The following is a 17412-nucleotide window of genomic DNA, read 5'->3' on the forward strand; positions in this document are numbered from 1 at the left end:
TCGATCGGAAAACTGCGACCTTTCAAACCGGTATCTGGAACGGCATGTTTGTGCGGTGAGCGGTCCGCTGGCGGAACGGGCAATCCCAACAGAGCTGCGCTGAACGTTCGGCTGACGAACTCGCGATGCGGTTCCGGATCGACGTCAACCGGCGGCGTTGGTCCAGACTTCGAGAATTGGGATTTCCCAGGCGGTGACCTGGACCCGGTCGCGCCATTCCTCCGCGTCGTCGGTTCGGTTGCGCTTGACCATCGCGAGCACCCGCGCCTGCGCGATGGACGGGGCGAGGCGGGCCCACCGCTCGCTGGCGGCGGTGGACAGACGCGCCACGGTAACGCCGTCCGCGGTCCGCACGCTCACGCGCCGCTGGGCGTCCGCGGGCGCGTCCAGGCTCACCCGATCGCCCGGCCGGAGCGCGGCCAGGGCCTGGTGCGTCCAGTCGCCGGGCGGCAGTCGGCCGGCGAAGCCGATGTAGAGGTCCCCGAGGCCGATGACGTGGCGGCGCCGGTTGAGCAGCGCCGGGTCCGCGCGGTCCGCGGCCTGCGCCGCGGCCCGGTCAAGGTCGAGGCGGTCCAGGAGCGGCAGGTGCGGATGCCTCGCATCGCCGCGGCGCAGCAGGCACAGCGTCTCGCGGGCCCGGGTCATGCCGACGTAGAACAGGCGCCGTTCCTCCTCCGCCTCCTCGCGCGTCGCCGCGTGGCCCCAGCCGCCATCGAGGATGAGGACGTGGCGGAACTCCAGCCCTTTGGCGCCGTGCAGCGTCCCGATGAAGATCCCGCTGCCGGCCGAGCGCTCGCGGCGGCGCTGGGCCAGCGCCTCGTACAGGAACTCGCGGACCCGCTCCGGCTCGGCCGGCGCTCCGCCCTGCCGGACGGCCCATTGATCGAGCAGCTCCGTTACGAGCCGCCACCAGGGGGAGGGGCCCCGGTCGGCCTGCGCGGCCGCAACTTGCGTGCGCAGCCAGGCGTCGGTGACCCGAGCCTTGGCCCGCCTCATTCGCTCCAGGAGAGCCGACACCTCCCGCAGGCGGTGCAGCGGAAAGCGCTCCCCGTCGCGATCGTAGACTGGGGCGCACGGCAGGCCCTCCTGCTCGCACAGGGCGTGGACGGGCATCAGGTCGTGCCGGGTGCGGGCGAGCACGGCCACCGCGCTCCACACCGTCTCCGGAGCCAGCGTGCGCAGGCGGCGGACCTCGGCGAGCGTCGCGCCGAGCTGGTGGGCCGCGTCGTCCACCGCGAGCCGCCGCACGCGGCCCCGCCCCGCCGGGTCGAGCGCCGCCCAGCGGCCGCCGTCCGGCTGCCCGGCGCGGGCGCCGTCGATGCGGATGGGATGGTCGGGTTTCATGCGCTCGGCGTTGGCGGCGATCACCGCGCCGGCGGCCGCGATGATCGCCGCCGTGGAGCGGTAGTTCTCCACGAGATGATGAACCTGCGCGTTGTAGTCCTCGCGGAAGCGGCGGATGAAGCCGACGTTGGCCCCGCGGAACCGGTACACGGACTGGTCATCGTCGCCGACCGCCAGCAAGGCGATGCGCCCCTCGGGCTCCTTCTCCTGCCGGCCGGCGATGGTTGAGACGAGGTTGTACTGGTCCTCGTCGATGTCCTGGTATTCGTCGATCAGGATGTAGCGGTAGCGCGCCAGCAGCCGTTCCCGGATCTCCTCCGCGTCGAGGCCGGGGAGATCGCGCTCGCCGCGCAGCAGCGCGGTCGCGTCGCGGACCACGCCGTCAAGGCCGCTGCGCGCTGCCGCGTCGGCGCCGCGCTCCACCCGCTCGGCGAAGCTCGCCCCGATCAGCCGCATGGCGAGCGCGTGGTAGGTGTGGGCGTCCACCCAAGCACCCTCCTCCCCGACCAGGCCGCGCAGCCGGCGGCGGACCTCCAGTGCGGCCGCGTGGTTGAAGCAGAGCACCAGGATGGCCCGCGCCGGCACGCGCCGGACGCGCATCAACCAGGCGCAGCGGTGCACGATGACCCGCGTCTTGCCCGACCCGGGCCCGGCCAGGACCAGCAGGTTGCTCCCCGGCGACGCGGTGACGATGGCCTCCTGCGCGGAATTCCGGAGGTCGGTGACGATGCGCGCGAAGGTCTCCGGCGTGACCGGCCGGGCCAGCTCGGTCTTGCGGCCGGGAAAATGCCGGGCCACGAGGCGGTCCTCGGGAAGCGAAAAGTAGTCGGCGGCGAAGGCCAGCGCGCGGCGCGTGTCGGTGAGCCCAAGCCGCGCGAACTCGCCCATCGCGTGGATCTGCAAGGCGCGGCTGCGGTAATGGCGGGCGAGCGGCTCGTGGTCGGCGACGGTGTAGCGCCGCGCGCGCGCCGCCTCGGGCAGGCGCAGCGTCAAGCCCTGGCGGAACACCGACAGCCCGCCCTGCAGGATGATCGCCTTCCAGTCGTGCAGCATCAGCAGCGCCGCTTGCGCGGCGGCGACCGGGTCGGGGCAGTCGGCGGCCAGCAGCAAGTCGGCCCCGACCGCCTCGGCCAACTCCTCCAGCGTGAAGGGGACGATGGACCGCCCGCTCGCCTCGGCCGCCTTGGCCTTGCCGAGCAGATGGTCCAAGAGGAGTCTGGCGACTGCGCTCCGCGTCCGGAAGGCGGCGACCACCGCGCTCCACCCGCCGACTGGCGCCACGCTGTAGCGGCCATGCGCGCGCACCGTGAGGCGCAGCCGCGCCCCGCCGGTGCCGGCGCGTTCCGGCTCGTTCAGCGTCTTGAGCAGGCGCCGCACGAGGTCGGGCTGGCTGTCCACGCACCCGCGGTCGTGCAGCCGCTGGTTGGCCGCGCGCAGTTCCAGCGTGAACGGCGCCTCGTCCGGGTTCTCCTCGCGCAGCAGGTCGAGCAGCGCCTGTCCGATCTCGACCAAGTGCGCGAAGACCCGGCGCGACGCGCTGCTCCCGGCCGGCCGGACGAGCGCGGTCAGCACCGTGCCGCTCTCGATCAAGCCTTGGCGCGCCATCGCGGCGAGGATCGCCTGCACCCGCGCCGTCGCCAAGTTGGGGGGGCCGTCGGTCTCCTCGGCCAGGGCTGGCAAGCGGGCCAGCTCGTCCATGGTGAGCGAGCGCTCCTCGCCGGAATCGGCGCCGGCCGCCACCAAGCAGCGGAAGACGGCCATCCACTGCTGGGTGGTCCGCAGCGGCAGTGCGAGCGCGGCGATCTTTTGCCGCGCCTCGTCCAGCGACAAGGGCCGCGGCCGGGCGGTGACCACCCAGGTGCGGTTCTCGTTGCGCTCGAGCAAGCCGGCACGCTCGAGCCAGGACAGCGCGGTCTTCACCTTGGTGTCGGCGTCGCCGTCCTCGGCGTCGAAGCCAAGGTCGAGGTCGGGGTCGGCGATCAGCTCGCCGGTGGTCGCCACCACCTCGGTCCGGCCGAGCGCGCGGGCGAGCCGGCGCGCGCCGCGCAGCACCTGGGCGACGTCGCGGCGGGTCAGCTCGGACAGGGCGGCGAGGCGGAATTGCTTCTCCAGGTCCTCCGGCGTGAACAGCAGGACGCACGTCGCCGGCCGCCGGTCGCGGCCGGCGCGCCCGGCCTCCTGCATGTAGGCCTCCAGCGAGCCCGGCACGTCGGCGTGCACGACGAGCCGCACGCTGTCCTTGTCGATGCCCATGCCGAACGCGTTGGTGGCGCACACCACGCGGATGGCTCCGGCGACGAAGCCCTCCTGCACGTCGAGCTTTTCGGGGGCGCGCAGGCCGGCGTGGTAGGCGGCGGCGTCCCAGCCGCGCGCCGTCAGGTCGTCGCGGATCTCCTCGGTGCGCCGGCGGGTGGCGGCGTAGACCACGGCGCACGCGGCCGGGTCGCCGCGGGGAAGGTGCCGGGCCAACAGCTCGGCGATGCGGTTGGTCTTGTCCGCCTCGTCGACGGCCTCCACGGCAAAGGCGAGGTTGGGCCGCTCGACGCCGCCGACGAACAGGGCCAGCTCCTGGCCGAGGCGCTCGCGGAAATGCGCGACGATCTCCTCGATGACCTCGTGCTTGGCGGTGGCGGTCAGGCAGGAGACCGGCGGCGGCGGGACGCCCTGGCGTTCGGCCAGTTCCGCGATGAAGCGGGCGGCGTAAAGGTAGTCGGGGCGGAAATCGTGGCCCCACTTGGACAGGCAGTGCGCCTCGTCGAACACCCAGGTGGCGATGTCGCGCTGCGCAAGCGTGCGGGCAACCGACGGGTTGCGCAGCTGCTCGGGCGAGACGTAGAGAACCGCCACGTCGCCCTTGCGCACCCGGTCCATCACGGCGCCGCGTTCCGGCAGCGTGAGCGTGCCGTACAGCGCCGCGGCCGCAAGCCGGCCGGTCTTGGCCTCCAGGTTGTCGACCTGGTCCTTCATCAGCGCCTGCAACGGCGAGACGACCACGGTGAGGGCGCCGGTGCGGCTGTGCCGGGCCAGCGCCGGCACCTGAAAGCACAGCGACTTGCCAGCGCCGGTCGGCAGGACCGCCAGGTGCGGCCGGCCGGCGAGCCCGGCCTCGACGATGCGTTGCTGCAGGCTGCCGCCGTCCGGCGCGGCGGGCTCGGGACGGAACGCGTCGAAGCCGAAGGTCGCCGTCAGCCAGTGCACGGCGTCGAAGGCCGAACGGCACCAGGGGCACCGCGGGCTGCCGCACGGCGTGTCGCGCAGGTGCGCCAGCAGCCGGGCGGTGTCCGGCCACTGGCGCCGCACCCACGCCGGCACGACCGAGGAGCCGCCGGCAACGGTGAGCCACGCCAAGGCGTAGGCGAAAGCGGGGCGGCCGGCCGCCGCCTCCAGCTGGCGGGCGTCGAGGCGCTCCACGGCGCCGACGCAGACGTCGGCGCCGGCGCAGCGCGCCCACGCCTCCAGCGCGGCGGCCGGCGTGGGCAGCCCCGGCGCGCCAAGAGCGGCCAGGAGGTCGGCCATGCCCCGCCAGGGATCGTCGCTCCAGGCGAAGCGATGGAAGGCGGCCACCTCCGGCTGGGTGCGCGCGAGGAGGGCGAAGGCAAACAGCTCGTCGCGCAAGACGTCGCGGCACAACCGGGCGTCGGCCACCGGGTCGTTCACCGCGTCGTGGACCAGCTTGTAGCCCTTGATCAGCCGGTGGTACGGATTGCCCGGGAAGGCCAGCGGCGACAGCATCAGCGTGTCGACCACCGGCAGCGCCAGGACGCCGAGGCCCGGCACGGCGTCGCGCAGAATCGGGAGGTCGTGGTCCAGGATGTTGTGACCGGCGATCCGCTCCGCCCCGCGGGCGAACGCGTCGAGCTCCGTCAAGCGGGCAAGGGCGGCTGTGCGGTGCCCCTCCCAGCGGAACACCCGGTCACCCAGCACGGCGCCAACGGCGCGCGGCCGTCCGGCCCGATCGACCTCCACATCCAGGAACAGCGTCCCGCCGAGGATTGCGTCGGCGGCCTCCCTGGGCGCTGCACGTGTGGGCGCGGTGAGCATGCCTGCGAAAACGCCGTGGATGATGTCCGCCTGTGCTTGAAAGTACGAATTCGCATCGACTTTTAAATGGCTGGGGGATCCGAAGCGCGAAATGGACGACGGCGCGCTCGGAGGTCGTGGTGGTCGCTACCACGTCAGGGGAGAAACGCACCGCCAAGGCGGCGGAATCGCGGCACCATCATCGGTGAAGGGCGGTGGCGTGCCCGTTTCGCCGGGCTATCCCCGGATCGTGATCTCGATCTGGGCGACGTCGACACCGTACATGGCGGCAAGGCCCTGCTTGGCCTCCACCATCGTCAGAGGGCGGACGCCGCTTGCCGGCTTTTGAGCCACGGGCGAGGCAATGCTCGCAGCATCGGCCACGCCACCGGCGCGGGGCGTCCGTTCGATCGTTGCCATAGACGCTTCGGGCGCGAAGCCTGTGGGGCTCTGGCGGGGCTCAGGGGCGTTTCGCGCTCCTGGCTAAGCCACGGCCGCATGCGCGCCCAGTTGCCGTCCTGGCGCCCTTTGCGGTTGATGTTGGCCTTACTGCCGCAATGGTACACCGCCCCCAAGGCGATCCCCGGCTCCAGCCAAAACGGCTCGGGCATGCTGACGGCCCGCTCAAAGGGCGTTGGCGCCTGGCCAGCCTTGTAAGGCACCGGCACCGGAGTCGCCGCCGCGGCTTTCCAGAACGCCTCGTCCTGGCCAAAGGCCGAGAGAACCGCGCCCAGTTCCCTCTTGCGGAGCGTGACCACGAGCTTCGGGGCGACGATCGTGATCGTCGGCTTCAGGAAGTTTCGGCCGCAGGTCGCGAAGCACGCCGGGTCTCCCACCCTGTTTGCCGTGGCGTTGCCGGGCTTCAGGCACAGAACGGCGTTCGTGAAGAATGCTATGTTGGGACCGCCCGTTTGCGGCGCCCCGATGTGAACCCCAAGCTGCGCAAGCAGCGCGACAAGAGACTTGTTGGTCTGGAATTTGCCCAGGTCGGCGGGATCGCGGCCTTCGTAAGAGTGCGCTTTGAAAGTTTATTGCGCGGGGCGGCCGAGGCGGCGGAGCATCAGCTGGCTCATGGCGATCCGGATCCATGCCTCGCTGGTTTGCGGGAGAGCTCCGTAGTCCTTGCTCAGCCGGCGCGACCGGTTGAGCCAACCGAAGGTTCTTTCCACGATCCACCGCCAAGGCAGCACCTGGAATCCGGCCTTGTCGCGCGGCCGTTTCACAATCGTCAGCACCCGCCGCAGCGTCTCGGACACCCAGGCGACCAGCTTGCCGGCGTAGCCGCCGTCCGCCCAGACCAACAGCACCGACGCAAACTGCTCAACAAGAGCCGAGAGCACCGCCGGAGCGCCGGCACGATCCTGGAGGTTTGCGGCGTGCACCTGCACGACCAGCACCAGGCCGAGCACGTCCACGACGAGGTGGCGCTTGCGCCCGCGCATCAGTTTGGCGCCGTCGTAGCCGCGTACACCGCCACGCTCAGTGGTCTTGACGGTCTGGCTGTCGAGGATCGCCGCACTGGGCTCGCGCGTGCGGCCGAGGCGTTCGCGCAAATCACCCCGCAGCTGGTCGTGGATCGCCGACCAGACACCGCTGCGCTGCCACGCCTGGAAGTAGCCATACACCGTGGAGACCGGCGGATACTCGCGCGGCAGCATGCGCCATTGGCCACCCGCGCGCAGCGTGTAGAGGATGGCGTTGAAGACCGCGCGCATGTCGGCGGTGCGCGGCCGCCCGCCCGGTTTGGCCGGCGGGATCAAGGGCTCGATCAGCGCCCATTGCTCATCCGGCAGATCGGTCGGGTACAGGCTGGGCATCGCATGCTCCGCTCGTCACGAGAGGTACGTAGATACGGCCCCGCTTTGGGTGCTGTCCCGCCCCGTGATGGCGCGCTTCAACGCGCAACAAACTTTCAAAGCGCGCTCTGAGTGGAAATCTGAAGTACAGCCAGACCATGTGGCTGATCAGTTCCGAAGGGAAGCGGTGGCCGGCATAGAGCGACTTGGTCGAGGTCGTCATGCCTGCCTCATACCCAACCCGCGCCTCTCAGGCAACCCACCCAACCGCCAACTTGACGATGCCGTCTCGGTTGCAGGGCGGTCCGAGCTGAGGTCCGGCGGCCGGTCACAGGTGTCGATCACCGTGGCAATGAGATGCAGAACGCGGCAGTCCCTGCCTGGTACCCTAGGCATGGCGGCCACATCACAGGGCCGCCATACCACCCCAAGGACCTTATGCCGTGGCAAGATCAATCGACGCCGTTCGCCGCGAAAAGCTCCTTTGCCCTTGGTGAGCCCAGGAATCTCACAAAGCTTTCGGCCGCCTCACGCTCCGAAGCGTTCGTCATCAGCGCCGCCGTGTATGTGAGATAATTCTGTAGATCACCAGGAAGTGGGCCAAGCAACCTCATGCCCGACGTCGTTGCAATGAGCGGCATCGTGCCAGCGACGAAGTCATTGCCCCTGCCCTGGAGAACCGGCTCGAAAATTCCGTTTGGCGCGGTCCGTACAATCCTTGAACTGAGAGTCTGCGCAATTCCCAGCCTCTCAAGGGCCCGGGCAAAGGTATTTCCTGATACGACTTTGTTGAAGACGATGAGGTCTGCGCCGAGCAGCGTTTGACGCAGCTTCTCCGGCGTGGAGATGTCGTGGACAGGGCTATTGGTGCGGTTGCCAAGACCAACGCCGACCCGACCGACTACGGGCCGCTCTCCTGCGTTCACTCTGCCGGCTCGGATCAACTCCTCTATGAAGTCGGGTTGCACGATGACGACGTCCGCTGCCTCGCCAGCTTCGATCCTCCGCTTGACCTCGGGCGACGGATCGAAGGCCAAGCGGACCTGATTGTGCGTCTCCTGGCCGAAGAGTTCGGCGACTTTTGCCAATGCTGGCCCGAGAGGGCTGTCGGCCAACACCCTGAGCTCGGCCGCCTGGGCCACAAAAGCCAGTCCAGAGATGATGCCGGCGAGCAGAGCTCGCGCCGCGAGGTGCCTGACGTTTGTTCGCATCTCCGACCTCCTTCATTCTGACCGCGTTCTTTGGGCCCTCAGTCGCAAGTGTACGGCAGCATTGGCGACTGCGAACTGAATGGTCGCCCGAACTGTCGATGTCCAACAAGCATTTCCTTGCTGGACGTCAGCCACGCTGCAGCGGTGAGCGCGGAGTGCGCCGCTCTGCGCCCAACTCCTTGAGCGTCGTGTCGATGACCGGCTCGCCCCTCCTCGCATCTGCGATCGCATTGGGCTTTCTTGACCCTCCCCCTCCCTTTCGATTGCAGAAGCCGATTGCTACCAAACCGACGTCAACCCGCCCGGTGATCATACCCAACATCCAGCAAAGATCGCTTGCCATACGAATGGTTATGGTATACCATATTCCGTATGCCGACGACTGTCGGGCGTTGTTGTTGCACTGTGGAGCCGCCTTCGGGCGGCTCTTTCTTTGACTCCTCCCGCTCACTTTCGGTTGCAGAAGCCGAATCCGGGTTGGGCTCTACCACAGTGATTGAGCCAAGCTCTAGTACTACAGCGGGGATTATCCGAAGGTGAGTTTGAGCGGCGCCGACTGTTAAGCGTGGATCAGTAGGGAGGGTCCACGGATGACGACCATTGCTGAAGCGGAACGATGGGCGAGCGCGCTGGAGCATCTGGTGGAGCAGCTTGCGCCCCGCTTTCGTCGCCTGGAGGCGCGTCAGCGGGCACTGACGTATTTGCGCGGTCTTCTGGCCCCTCTGGAGCGCAAGAACGGCTGGCATCTGGCGGAAGCCGCCGGCGATCGCACGCCGGACGCCCTGCACGACTTCCTTGGTCGCGCCCGCTGGGACGCCGAGGCGGTGCGCGATGACCTGCAAGCTTATGTGGTTGAGCACCTGGGGGATGCCGACGCTGTCCTGGTGCTCGACGAGACCGGTTTTCTCAAGAAGGGCACCCGCTCGGTCGGCGTCAAACGCCAGTACTGCGGCACCGCCGGGCGTACCGAGAACTGTCAGGTCGCCGTGTTCCTGAGCTATGCCAGCCGCCGCGGCCGGGCGTTGATTGATCGCGCGCTGTACTTGCCGGAGGAGTGGACGGCGGATGCCGAACGCCGGCGTCTGGCCGGGGTGCCGGAGGAGGTGGGCTTTGCCACCAAACCGAAGCAGGGCCGGGCGATGCTGGAGCGCGCCGTTGCGGCGGGGGTGCCCTGCGCCTGGGTGACGGCCGACAGCGTGTACGGCGGCGACTACGCGCTGCGGCTGTGGTTGGAACGGCAACCGATTGGCTATGTCCTGGCGGTCACCAGCAAACAACGGGCGCCGCTCGGTTTTGATACGGTCAAGGAGCGGGCCGTCGCCCGCGTAGGGGCTTGCGACTGGCAGCGACTGAGCGCCGGCGATGGGGCCAAGGGCCCGCGGCTCTACGACTGGGCGTACAAGAGCTATCCGTCACTGCGCGCGGGCTGGAGCCGTGGCCTGCTGGTGCGCCGCTCGATCGCGGAACCGGACAAGCTGACCTACTATTTGACCTTTGCGCCGGAGGGCACGCCGTTGCTGACACTGGTGCGGATCGCGGGCACACGCTGGACGGTGGAGGCGTGTTTCGAAGCCGCCAAGGGCGAGGTGGGGCTGGACCAGTACGAGGTGCGCACCTGGACGGCGTGGCACCGCCACGTCACGCTGGCCATGTTCGCCTTGGCCTTTCTCACCGTCGCCCGAGCGGCGGCTATCGGGGGGCGAGGAGCGCGTCGATCTGTCGGCCGATTTGCTGCCCCTCACCGTGCCGGAAATCCGCCGCCTGCTTGCATCCTGGATCGGCCTGCCGCGGCCCGAACCCACCGTCGTTATCGCTTGGTCCGTCTGGCGGCGCCAACACCAGCAACGCGCACGCCAGTTCCATTGGAGGCGCCGTACCCAAACCGGTAAATCCCCGCTGTAGTACTAGGGCAGGTCAAGTGGTTCTGAGGAATGCCGTTCCCGCGCGCTATAAACTGGCCGTAAACTCTCGCCAGTTTGATGTTTGTATAACGGGTGGTGGCGCGTTCTTTTATGATGCGACAGTCATTGATCTGAAGTCTAGCGGCGACGTTATGTCCATTTCGGGCCGGGGATGCGAACCGGACATTATAAAGAATTTCATGGCAGCACTCAGCAGGCGGCCAGTCTCCTGAGTAGATTACGTCCTTATCTGGCCACCGCTCGGGCAGCGCTGCACCATTGTCGGATGTACCGGTCGGCCTGGAGGGTCGGGTCGCGCTCAACGACGTCCAAACACCATGACGCCAGGCCATCCCATGAAGAGCCGGCCTGCTCTGGGCGGAGCGTCCACCCGCGTTCTGACAGCAAAAAGTTCGCTTTGGCGGTGTTCGCCAGCATGGACGCGGTCACCCAGTTGGTCGCGTCATCGGCGCCGCCACGGCTTACGGGAACAACGTGGTCAATGGTGGGGAACAGCTCCCAATAGGCGAAATGACACCGGTCGCTCTTCCAGTTGGGATGGAAAGGAAAATCCTCCGGCAACAGCTTGGACAGGAGCCGAAGCGTTCCAGGAAACACCAATCGCCGGCCGGAATACCGATCGAGAAAGCCGTCTCGCCGAAAAATCACCATGCATTGGCGAGGTGTATAGTCGCGAGCAGAGGGGCGGATTGGGTTGAAAGGGTAGTGGGTGCGAAGGAGTTGCTGCGCGTCAGCGGCCGTACCGGTTGAGAGGGCGGCACAGACGGCCGATAAGGTCTCGTCTGGTTGTGGAATCCGGTTGGCCATGTGATGCGTCCTGGCTCCATTCCGTGACGGGGGCAACTGTTCGCAGACTGGCGGTGCGGTAGATAGGGTGACCAACACCGCACATGAGGATTATAGTGCGATGCAGATCGCGTTTACCGTACAGACGGATGATCGATTCGTATTCGGTGCCCGTCATTGGCTGGCCGAAAAGGGCGTCAGTCACGAGAGCGTTCCCATCGACGTGCCCGGCTGCGGCCATGTTCCGGGCACACGGCATTGGAAGCTGTCGTTCGTCCGTCACGAGGACGCGGCCGCGTTCAGAAAGTTGTTTGCCGGCATCGTCGTAGCCTGACGGTTGGCCCTGTCATATGGCCGGCGCATGAACCGTTCCAAGATCGGCCGGCGGTATGATACGGACGGCTCATGATCAGTTCCCACATGAAAATGCTCGTCAAATGCAATTCATTCCCGGACTATTTCGAGGGCACGCGGCCGTTACTGACCGCCTGCTTTCCGTGACGAGCAGATGACAATTGCTTCAAATTGCTTTGTGGGAAGCCTTCAGGCGCTGTCGGTATGACCCTTTCGCACATGGCGCAGCCTTGTGCTGTCGGGTTTGGACCGAAGGCCTTCGATTGGCTGCCATTAATAGCCTTGAGCGTGATTCGCTGATCATGTCCCGGAGAGCACCGCGATTGCCCGGTTGAGTTGTGGATCATTCGTTCCCATGGAGGGCGCGTCGACCGGGACCTCGATTGTTGGCGTGACGCCACCCCCCTCCAGGCGCTCGCCATCAACCCACACGTCTTGGACGGCCAGCAGCAGCAAGCCGCGTCCGACAAAAAACGCGGTGGCAGCGAGAACCGCCCCTTCGGTGCGAGTGCCGATCACCTCGCCCAGTCGATACTTCTTGAAGCCATAGGCGAGAACTTCCTTGCCGCTGCGCGTGCCGCCGTTGATCAGCATGGCAACGGGCTTCCGCCACCTCACCGCGACGAATGCGCTGCGGCCGTTGCGGTCGGTGACCTGCATCGTCGGCGCACGAACGTTGAACAGGTCGAGATATTCAGGGACGGCACCGCCCCAACCGCCACGCAGATCCCAGATGAGGGCGTCAGCATCCATGAGGGGGCCTCGAGAGAGAAGTCGTTCGAGGGCACGTTGGTAGACGGCGCCCGCGTAAGACCAGACATGGACATAGCCAATGCGCCGCCCATTCGCCTCTATGATCTGGGCGCTCTCCTCCATTCCGGACAAGAACATTCTGGTGGGCTCGATATCGGCCGGCAGGACTGGAAGTCGCATAACCGAGTCGCCGCGGCGCACCTGCAAGATTACGGATGTCCCGACTTTCCCCTGGAAGGAGCCGACCGGTTCAAACGCGGCCCCATCGGCGGCGAGGATCTCGTCGCCGGCGCGCAGGCCAGCGTGGTGCGCCGGTGTGCCCTCAACAACGCCGATGATCATGGTCCGACCGCTCGGCTCCGTGCGTGAAAAAATCCCGATGCCGGGATAGGAGATGCGACCGTTCGGGAAAGCACGCTGAAACCCACCACGCCGTCGCAACGCGCCTTCGAAGATGTCGGCAAGCTGGTAGTATTCGGGCTCGTCCGGTATGTAGTAGCGCGTGTGTGACGCACGCAGCTCCGACAACATCCCATTGATCACGATTGCCAGGGAGCTTCCGGAGGTTGCGTGCTGCGCCCGCGGCAGATAGCGCTCCCGAGCCCCAACCCAATCCAGGCCGTTGTAGCGGGGATCAAAGAAGCGGTCGCGCACGGCCTGCCAGACGCTCTCGAACGTGGCGACACCTTGCGCCGCGTCATAGGGCTTGGCTGGTGCATCCGTCGGTGTCTCCGCGGCGCTCAGCGCAACCGGCGACATGGCGGACGCCGCAACCATTGCGACGAGCCCCAACACGTCGCGACGCGATGGTGATCGGTCGTTGACTCCGTTCATGGCCTCATCATCGTCTGGCCTGTGGGCAAGGTGCGCGGCGGTGCACAAGCTGACAAGCAATCATAGGCGCATTCGGACATCGAAGATTTGGGGGCGCGGCGCGAATACGCCAATCAGTTTGCCTCATGAATTTGGTCCAGCGATGCCGAGTTACGCTGGGGCATCGAGGCAGGAAAACGGCGGCTCCGGTTGCCTGCTCGTCGGGCGAGGCTGCCGGAATTCAAATCGCCGCTGTTGAAGGAATGTCGGCCCAGGCAGTCGAACTGATGGCGAGGCCCTGGATGGCGCTCACCGTGTTGCCGTGCCACAGCCTTGCTCTTCTGATCGATGTGAGATCCGCCGGGCTGACGGTGGGCCTGCCGGGCTGGCCATCGCCGGCCCGCGTGCGGTGACACCGCCCCAGCTATTCCAGGCGTTCCAGGAGCGCGGCAAGTCGAGCCCTCATCTCGCGGAACGGCAGACAATGGCTTCCGCCATGGCCGGCGAACACCCATTCAAAGCGATGGCTGAGCAACCGCCGCAAAGACCGTAGCTGGTCCGGCCATGACCACCAGCACACCTCCCGCCACGCCGTCAGGTCGTTGTGCTCAAAGCTCCAGGCAAGGCTGTCGCCGGTGAACAGAAATCGCTCATCGCACAGATACACCACGCTCCCCGCGGTGTGACCAGGCACCGGGATCGCCAACAGCTCTTCGGTGATCCCAACCGGCTCCGCACCGCAAATAACGTGGTCGGCGAAGGGCGCAGCATCGCGATCGGCTTCGTGAATCCAGACACGGGCGCCAAAGTGGCGGGCGTAGCGTTCGGCATCGCCGACATCGTCGCGGTGGGTCAGAAGGACGTCGGAAACCCCTCCACGGTTTTCGAGAGGACGGACGACGGCCGGTGTCCAACGCGGCGCGTCGACCATCAGATTTCCCGCCGGCCGCCGGATTAGGAAGGCATGCGCTCCATAAGAAGACCGCGCGTTGTAGCCAAGGCGATCGACGCCCTCGGTCATGGGCTCCGGGAATGCGCCCGTAGGCACGTCCTCGTGGCACTCGGTCCGAACCGACGCCGTCGGACAGGCGAGCCGCGCCCGCCACGCCTGCAGCCTCTCTTCAGCGGTGAGCGGCTGTCGGGCGAAGACCGACTGACCACCTCGCGCGACGATCAATCCGGGTGCCAGGGTGCACGCCGCGGAACAATCAATGCAGCGGGTGTCGATGTACCAGTTCCCCGGGGCGCTGAGCGCATGCCGCTCGATCATCGGACGGGCCTCCTAGAACGAAAAAAGCGACCTCTTCCCGGCCTTATGGAGCCACCGGTACACCGAGCGGCCCGTCCACAATCCGCGATCCGGGGGCGGATCGGCCAGGCTCGTCCTCAGGCTGTGCTGCTGGCTTGCGTCGAGCAGCGGTCTGGCGTCCCTTGCGGCGGCAGGCGGATGCCCCGCATCCGCCGAGAGCCGGGGTTGAACTGGCGCTGGTCGCCCAGCCCCGCACCCCCGGCCCGATTGTCGTGTCCCGCGATGACGCTGACCCAGCGCGGCGTGTCCCCCGTCACCTCGGCGACAAACTGGGCCGAGCGCCCACTGGTCAGCAGCCAAATGATCTGCAGATTCGTCCGCTCCGTCGCATCCGTCGCGGCCTTGTACAGCCGATGCAACTCATCGGCTCCAAGGTGATGAACCAAGTGAACCTTGCTGCCCATGCCAAATCAGGTGGAGCGGGCCAGCCTTAATGGAAGCCTTCAAACGCCGGCCCTGCAACTCGGGTGCGCCGAGGCGACCGCTCCTTTATGCTCACGTTGCTTATCATGGGTTGGAGGCCGACACCGAAGCGGGGTCGTGACCGGTGGTCCGCCCACTTACACGCGATGGCACCCCGGTGACGGCGGGATCCTGATGCCGCTGGCCGGGATGATCAGCCGCCCTCGGCCGACCCCGGCACGGCGCGCGCCGCCGCTTGAAACCCAATTTTGGAGTGGGTGCCGTCACAAAACGGCTTCTTCGTCGAGGCGCCGCAGCGACAGAGCCAAACCTTGCTTTTGGTTGGCAGAACCTTGCCGTCAGCATCGTGCAGTTCGATCATGCCCGTCACCAGATAAGGCCCGTTCGGCGTGGCTTCGATCTTGACCTCGGCCATTGGCAGCCCTCCGTCCCCTTACACTCGCGTCCTGGGGGCGAGCCCAGTCCGCTCCATCGCCTGTTAACAGTGCCGGGCGTCACTTCTCCTCAGTCGGCTCCAAGCGTCAGGATAGGTCGGTGGACATCACGCGATGGCGGCTTGGTCGACGCCTGGAGAGACCAGAACGCGCCGCCCGCGCCAAGCGACTGCTTTGCCGGCTCAACGCCCTCGGCTACGACATGCTGCGGTGGCACAGGCCGGACCCGGACCGCACTCCAACACCTCGTCCCAGTCGGATGTTTGTTCAGACCAGCCAGGTATTTCTGGCCAGGGCGGCGCTCTCCTTCCATTACCGAGGCGTCGTTTGTGCATTGCTCGTCCAACGCAGACGCCCGCACCGCAAAAAAAGAGAAGATGGCAATGCTGCATTGCGGAACAAAGCGCGAACACCTAGGGTTGCCGCTGTCGTTTTGTTTAGGAGAACTGACTGATGCTTGGGGAAGCCCCCCCGCTGAAACTGACCGGCTGGGCGTGGCTCCACACTGGGATCGACCGCCGCATCATCGGCTGGGATGCCGAGGCCGGCGCGTGGGTGGCGTCGCCGCCGGTGGCCTCCGTCGGGTCGAGCGCGCCAGGGACGCCACCGAGCTGGGCCATGACCGCGAGCCACCGGGCTCTGCAGCTGTCAGATCCAGCGCGAACGCTATTGGACGACATGCTGGGAGCCATCGATCAATTCCGGGCGGAGCATCCTTTCGTCGCCGGCCAGAGCAACGCGGCAATTTCCGTCCGCCTGTGGCGGCCGCGATCCAATGGCCGATCGGGGCCGGTTTCGCGCCGATCCGCATGACCTGGCAAGGAGTGCAGCTGTTGGCGCTCCGCCCTCCGCCACTCACCGGCAAGCGGCGGTTAGGCTATTGAACCTGTCTCCGTTCTTCTGAGGGGCATACGCGAATATGCACTCTGAGCGCGATCTTACGAAACATGCGCAACTTTCACGGTTATCCCTGTTGGATGGGGTAGGATACCGGGGAGGGGGCGTTGAAGGTCTATGAATACGAGCTGCCGCTGGCAGTGGAGACCGCCGCCGTCCGGTTCATGCGTGAGGCCGGCGAGTTTCGTGCCGAGGGCCTGCGGGCAGAGCTGGAACGCTTGGGCGTTCCTCGAACCCTGTCCAAATGGCGCCCGGCGTCCGCTCCACTCGCCACCAACCTCCTCCAGCGCCATCGCTTGGCCGGCGACCTCCGGCAGGTCAGGCGGCGCGTCTGGTGTTGGTCTCGGTGCCCGGGCGCCAGAGTTTGAGAGTGGCAATCAGTTGGTGTCTTTCCTTGAAGAGGATGAGCGATGTGCCCCCATTAGGAACCAGAGGGGGCCCTGTCCAGAGGAGTGGTTCGGCTCGGTTTCGTTCATGAGCCCGGGCCAGGTGTTATTCTGGTCCGGTCGGACCTCGCCACGATGGCGCACTCTTGTCACACGCGCCCGCGTTGACCGCACCTGTTCGGTCGCCGATATGTCGTTGTGGACCACAGGAGCAACGTATGTTCGACGGAACCTACGATGCCGATACCACGTCATCCCTGCTGGATGCGCTGCTGCGGGCATTGGAAACCTTGCCCGGCATTGACGAAGCGTCCTGGGATCTGGATTGCCTCCGGGTCGCCCTGCGGATCGCGCGCGCAACCGAGGCGGCCAGCGATCTGACGAGAGCGGAATTGGCGTTCAGCGCGCTGAATCCGGCCAGCCGTGCCCTGCTGGTTCGCCACATCACCAAGCTTGCCCAGCGGCGCACGGTGCGCGCCTCGCGATCGGTGTCGTCGACAGCAATCCGGTCCGGTCCCATGTCCGTCATCATCACCGCCCTGTCGCGACGCCCAGCCCCCAGCAGCGGCACCATTGCCGGAGAACGCTTAAAACGCGACTTGGTCGGAGGCCGGTGAACGAAAGCGGCATCGCGGGCCATCTGATCTTTGAGGCGTGACCACCGTCGGTGGGCTGCCTTCATGCTTGGGGGAATTGCATCCGGGGGCCAAGCCGCCGGACCGGCTTTTCTCCTCGTTCGCAGGCGATGCCTTCAGCCTTCAACAGGCACTGTGCCTCTTCGAGGTCTTCCCACGGCGACACGGAAATCTCGGTGTCAGCTTCCCGGCGCACGGCAAACTGCTGCTCTATTAGAACGTCCATCGCCCGCGCGCAGTCGTCGACGGTGGACAAGCGGAGTACCGGAACCGTCAACTCAGCCACGGATGGCCTCTGGATCAAAGCGGCGGATGAAGCGCGTACAGGT

General features: G+C 66.9%; 14 protein-coding genes. 3 read left to right on the forward strand and 11 right to left on the reverse strand.

Annotated elements, in window-relative coordinates:
- Positions 1 to 144: 144 nt before the first annotated feature.
- The 4 genes from M2351_RS18375 to M2351_RS18395 all read right to left on the reverse strand — a co-directional run bounded on the left by M2351_RS18375 (position 145) and on the right by M2351_RS18395 (position 8371).
- Positions 145 to 5385, reverse strand: coding sequence for a RecQ family ATP-dependent DNA helicase (locus M2351_RS18375; protein WP_264657563.1), 5241 nt, complete (start codon positions 5383 to 5385; stop codon positions 145 to 147).
- A 216-nt stretch (positions 5386 to 5601) separates the two neighbouring features.
- Entirely contained in the window at positions 5602 to 5784 is a 183-nt protein-coding gene (locus M2351_RS18380) for a hypothetical protein (RefSeq protein WP_264657564.1), read from the reverse strand.
- A gap of 608 nt (positions 5785 to 6392) precedes the next feature.
- The gene (locus tag M2351_RS18385) at positions 6393 to 7181 is read right to left on the reverse strand and encodes an IS5 family transposase (protein ID WP_264657565.1); all 789 of its coding nucleotides are present in this window, start codon (positions 7179 to 7181) and stop codon (positions 6393 to 6395) included.
- 431 nt (positions 7182 to 7612) lie between these two features.
- Entirely contained in the window at positions 7613 to 8371 is a 759-nt protein-coding gene (locus tag M2351_RS18395; RefSeq protein ID WP_264657566.1) for a molybdate ABC transporter substrate-binding protein, read from the reverse strand.
- Between the two features lie 590 nt (positions 8372 to 8961).
- On the opposite strand from M2351_RS18395, the gene M2351_RS18400 reads away from it, so the two are divergent.
- Entirely contained in the window at positions 8962 to 10260 is a 1299-nt protein-coding gene (locus M2351_RS18400) for an IS701 family transposase (RefSeq protein ID WP_264655659.1), read from the forward strand.
- A gap of 258 nt (positions 10261 to 10518) precedes the next feature.
- Here the strand turns inward: M2351_RS18400 and M2351_RS18405 are convergent, their stop codons facing one another.
- Positions 10519 to 11100 (reverse strand): HNH endonuclease, encoded by a 582-nt coding sequence (locus M2351_RS18405; RefSeq protein ID WP_264657567.1) that lies wholly within the window; start codon positions 11098 to 11100, stop codon positions 10519 to 10521.
- 100 nt (positions 11101 to 11200) lie between these two features.
- On the opposite strand from M2351_RS18405, the gene M2351_RS18410 reads away from it, so the two are divergent.
- Positions 11201 to 11413, forward strand: a complete 213-nt coding sequence (locus M2351_RS18410; protein ID WP_264657568.1) for a hypothetical protein — start codon at positions 11201 to 11203, stop codon at positions 11411 to 11413.
- Positions 11414 to 11733: 320 nt separating this feature from the next.
- On the opposite strand, the gene M2351_RS18415 is transcribed toward M2351_RS18410, so the two are convergent.
- The 5 genes from M2351_RS18415 to M2351_RS18435 all read right to left on the reverse strand — a co-directional run bounded on the left by M2351_RS18415 (position 11734) and on the right by M2351_RS18435 (position 15785).
- Positions 11734 to 13020, reverse strand: coding sequence for a S41 family peptidase (locus M2351_RS18415; protein WP_264657569.1), 1287 nt, complete (start codon positions 13018 to 13020; stop codon positions 11734 to 11736).
- A gap of 403 nt (positions 13021 to 13423) precedes the next feature.
- The gene (locus tag M2351_RS18420) at positions 13424 to 14269 is read right to left on the reverse strand and encodes an MBL fold metallo-hydrolase (RefSeq protein WP_264657570.1); all 846 of its coding nucleotides are present in this window, start codon (positions 14267 to 14269) and stop codon (positions 13424 to 13426) included.
- Positions 14270 to 14385: 116 nt separating this feature from the next.
- Positions 14386 to 14667 carry a hypothetical protein gene (locus M2351_RS18425; protein ID WP_264657571.1) on the reverse strand — a complete coding sequence of 94 codons (282 nt, stop codon included), beginning with the start codon at positions 14665 to 14667 and terminating at the stop codon, positions 14386 to 14388.
- Positions 14668 to 14924: 257 nt separating this feature from the next.
- Positions 14925 to 15146 carry a CDGSH iron-sulfur domain-containing protein gene (locus M2351_RS18430; RefSeq protein ID WP_264657520.1) on the reverse strand — a complete coding sequence of 74 codons (222 nt, stop codon included), beginning with the start codon at positions 15144 to 15146 and terminating at the stop codon, positions 14925 to 14927.
- A 456-nt stretch (positions 15147 to 15602) separates the two neighbouring features.
- Positions 15603 to 15785, reverse strand: coding sequence for a hypothetical protein (locus tag M2351_RS18435; protein ID WP_264657521.1), 183 nt, complete (start codon positions 15783 to 15785; stop codon positions 15603 to 15605).
- An 881-nt stretch (positions 15786 to 16666) separates the two neighbouring features.
- Here M2351_RS18435 and M2351_RS18440 point away from each other — a divergent pair.
- Positions 16667 to 17065, forward strand: coding sequence for a hypothetical protein (locus tag M2351_RS18440; protein ID WP_264657572.1), 399 nt, complete (start codon positions 16667 to 16669; stop codon positions 17063 to 17065).
- A gap of 61 nt (positions 17066 to 17126) precedes the next feature.
- On the opposite strand, the gene M2351_RS18445 is transcribed toward M2351_RS18440, so the two are convergent.
- A complete protein-coding gene (locus M2351_RS18445) occupies positions 17127 to 17369 on the reverse strand; it encodes a hypothetical protein (RefSeq protein WP_264657573.1) in 243 nt (80 codons plus the stop codon).
- Between the last annotated feature and the right edge of the window lie 43 nt (positions 17370 to 17412).

It is taken from the genome of Azospirillum canadense (genome assembly GCF_025961225.1).
Classification (GTDB): domain Bacteria; phylum Pseudomonadota; class Alphaproteobacteria; order Azospirillales; family Azospirillaceae; genus Azospirillum; species Azospirillum canadense.

Excerpts from the sequence above, each read along its gene's own strand:
- M2351_RS18375 (WP_264657563.1), bottom strand. The coding sequence starts at position 5,385 with ATGCTCACCGCGCCCACACGTGCAGCGCCCAGGGAGGCCGCCGACGCA.
- M2351_RS18380 (WP_264657564.1), bottom strand. The coding sequence starts at position 5,784 with ATGGCAACGATCGAACGGACGCCCCGCGCCGGTGGCGTGGCCGATGCT.
- M2351_RS18385 (WP_264657565.1), bottom strand. The coding sequence starts at position 7,181 with ATGCCCAGCCTGTACCCGACCGATCTGCCGGATGAGCAATGGGCGCTG.
- M2351_RS18395 (WP_264657566.1), bottom strand. The coding sequence starts at position 8,371 with ATGCGAACAAACGTCAGGCACCTCGCGGCGCGAGCTCTGCTCGCCGGC.
- M2351_RS18400 (WP_264655659.1), top strand. The coding sequence starts at position 8,962 with ATGACGACCATTGCTGAAGCGGAACGATGGGCGAGCGCGCTGGAGCAT.
- M2351_RS18405 (WP_264657567.1), bottom strand. The coding sequence starts at position 11,100 with ATGGCCAACCGGATTCCACAACCAGACGAGACCTTATCGGCCGTCTGT.
- M2351_RS18410 (WP_264657568.1), top strand. The coding sequence starts at position 11,201 with ATGCAGATCGCGTTTACCGTACAGACGGATGATCGATTCGTATTCGGT.
- M2351_RS18415 (WP_264657569.1), bottom strand. The coding sequence starts at position 13,020 with ATGAACGGAGTCAACGACCGATCACCATCGCGTCGCGACGTGTTGGGG.
- M2351_RS18420 (WP_264657570.1), bottom strand. The coding sequence starts at position 14,269 with ATGATCGAGCGGCATGCGCTCAGCGCCCCGGGGAACTGGTACATCGAC.
- M2351_RS18430 (WP_264657520.1), bottom strand. The coding sequence starts at position 15,146 with ATGGCCGAGGTCAAGATCGAAGCCACGCCGAACGGGCCTTATCTGGTG.
- M2351_RS18435 (WP_264657521.1), bottom strand. The coding sequence starts at position 15,785 with ATGGCCCAGCTCGGTGGCGTCCCTGGCGCGCTCGACCCGACGGAGGCC.
- M2351_RS18440 (WP_264657572.1), top strand. The coding sequence starts at position 16,667 with ATGTTCGACGGAACCTACGATGCCGATACCACGTCATCCCTGCTGGAT.